General features: G+C 69.6%; 3 protein-coding genes and 1 pseudogene. 3 read left to right on the plus strand and 1 reads right to left on the minus strand.

Going from position 1 to position 2,215, the window contains the following annotated elements; all coding sequences use genetic code 11:
* A pseudogene (locus K0M70_RS13805) lies at nt 1–232 on the plus strand (NrdJb); the annotation flags it as partial.
* 161 nt (nt 233–393) lie between these two features.
* On the opposite strand, the gene K0M70_RS13810 reads toward K0M70_RS13805, so the two are convergent.
* A complete protein-coding gene (locus K0M70_RS13810; protein WP_290782887.1) occupies nt 394–1,311 on the minus strand; it encodes a LysR family transcriptional regulator in 918 nt (305 codons plus the stop codon).
* 95 nt (nt 1,312–1,406) lie between these two features.
* Here K0M70_RS13810 and K0M70_RS13815 point away from each other — a divergent pair, with 95 nt between their 5' ends.
* The gene (locus K0M70_RS13815) at nt 1,407–1,817 is read left to right on the plus strand and encodes an HPF/RaiA family ribosome-associated protein (protein WP_290782889.1); all 411 of its coding nucleotides are present in this window, start codon (nt 1,407–1,409) and stop codon (nt 1,815–1,817) included.
* Nucleotides 1,814–2,215 (plus strand): hypothetical protein (locus K0M70_RS13820; RefSeq protein WP_290782890.1); only part of this gene is annotated, 402 nt, incomplete at its 3' end. The genes K0M70_RS13815 and K0M70_RS13820, both read left to right, overlap by 4 nt.

A 2,215-nucleotide genomic window follows, 5' to 3' on the forward strand; every position in this document is an offset into this window, starting at 1 on the left:
GGCCTACGAGAACCGCGCAAAAAAAAAGTCTGAATCCAACCCCCTGAGCGGCGACGTCGCCGGTGCCGGTACCCACAGCGCGAACCGCGCTGACGAGGCGGTGCAGGTCACCGGCGACGGCGCCTCTTTCCCGCCCAGCGCGACGATGTGCTTCAAGTGCAACACCAAGGCCACGGTGATCATGGACGGCTGCGCCACTTGCCTGAACTGCGGCTACTCGAAGTGCGGTTGATGCACTGAATTGAAGGCAAGAAGAAAACCCAGACTCTTCGGGTCTGGCTTTTCACTTTGGGCGTCCATTCGCATCTCCGTCCCGCTCAGAACCGCCAGCTCGCGCCCACCAATGGCCCGGCCAGCGGGCGGTGCCGACATGTTGTGCCCACGCCGGCGGGGTCAGGACCGACGCCGCGCACTGAGCGAAGACGGATTCGCCAGCAGGCGGTCCGCCGAGGCCAGGATCTTCACCACCTGCGGATCGGTGGCGCGTCGTTCGGTCGAGATGGCGTAGTAGCGTTCGGTCACGCCCTCCATCACGCCCACCAGTTCGACGCCGTAGCGCTGTTCGATTTCCCCGCGCATGGTCAGCGGGGCGGGGAACAGGCCCACCCCGGAGGCGCCGAAGGTCTTCATCAGGCCGCCGTCGTCGAACTCGCCGACGATGCGCACGGTGATGCGGTGCTGCTCCAGCCAGGCGCGCAGCTGCTCGTGGGCGACGCTGTCGCGCCCCGGCACCACCATCCGCGCGCCCTCGAGCGAGGCGGGAAACCCCGGCCGCAGTTTGCGCGCCATCGCCGGCTGGGCGAATAGCGCCATCGGCGTGTCGCCCAGCACGTGGTTGAAGGCTTTCACGGCGATGCCCGCGGGCAGGGGGCGGTCGGCAATGACCAGCTCCAGGCGGTGCAGGGCCAGGTCGGCCAGCAGGACATCGAGCCGTTCGTGGCTCGCCGTCAGCTGGATGTTTTCTTCCGCCAGCAGCGGGGCCAGCAGCCGGTACGCCAGCGAGCGCGGCACCGCATCGGTCATGCCCACGCGGAACAGCCGGCTGCGCCCGCTGGGCATCGCCCGGACCTGTGCGCCGAGCTCATCCACCAGGCCGAAGATCTCGTCGGCGTAGGAGTACGCGACCCGGCCGGCGTCGGTGAGCTCCAGGCGCCGCCCGACCTGCCGCAGCAGCTCTACGCCCAGCGCCAGCTGCAGCTCGGCGATCTGCCCGCTCAGCGTCTGCGGCGACAGCGCCAGCTTCTCTGCCGCCCGGGCGACGCCGCCGAAGCGCGCCACGGCCCAGAAATAGCGAAGGTGCTTGAGGTTCATTGTTCGGGTTTTCCGATGCTATTGCTCTGTTCAATCATGTTGATCGAATGGTCTCCTGCCCGCAACCTGAGCGCCAACCCTGCAGGAGCCCCGACATGCGCATCGCCATCCTCTGCCGCGGCATCCTCCCGACCCAGGCGATCCGTGACTATGCGCAACGCCGCCTGAAGACGGCCCTGGGTCGCTACCAGTCCGTGCTGGCCTCGGTGCAGGTGCGCCTGGCGGACGTGAACGGCCCGCGCGGCGGCGTCGACAAGCACTGCGTGGTGGAGGTGGTTGGCCCGACGATGGCGCCGATCATCGTGCGCGAGCGCGACGCCGACCTGTACGTCGCCATCGACCGCGCCGCCGACCGCATCGACCGGGCCACCGGCCGCCGCATTGCCCGCCTGCGGGCGCCCCGGCGTGGCTTGTGCTGGACGCTTGCCCACGCGACCGGCGGCGATGACCCCGATGCCCTGCACGCCACCGCCCACTCCATTCCCCTTCGAAGGATCCATCCATGAACACGTCCAGAGTTTCGCGCCGCACCTTGCTGGTGGGGGTTTTCGGCACCCTTGCGCTCGGAATGCTCGCCCTGGTCGTGGTGGTGGTCCTGGCCATGGGACGACTGAGCGAGTGGGGTTCGGCAGCGCTCGACAAGGTGACCGGCGCCACCGCCACCGTGGTGGCGCAGTCGGGCGAGGAGGCCACCCGCGTCCTCGAGGAAACCAAGGGCGCGATCGCCGGCACCGAGGCCGCGCGTGCACTGCAGGACGCCAGGACCTCGGTCGAGCGCACGCGGGAAGCGCTGGCCGATCCGCAGGCGGCGCTGGATCGCGCGGTGGATGGCGCGATCGATTCGGCCACCCGCGAAGTGACGGGCTCGGTGGCCGTGGCCGGGGGGCCCCCCCCCCCCCCCCCG

The organism is Arenimonas sp. (genome assembly GCF_019459675.1).
GTDB lineage: Bacteria > Pseudomonadota > Gammaproteobacteria > Xanthomonadales > Xanthomonadaceae > Arenimonas.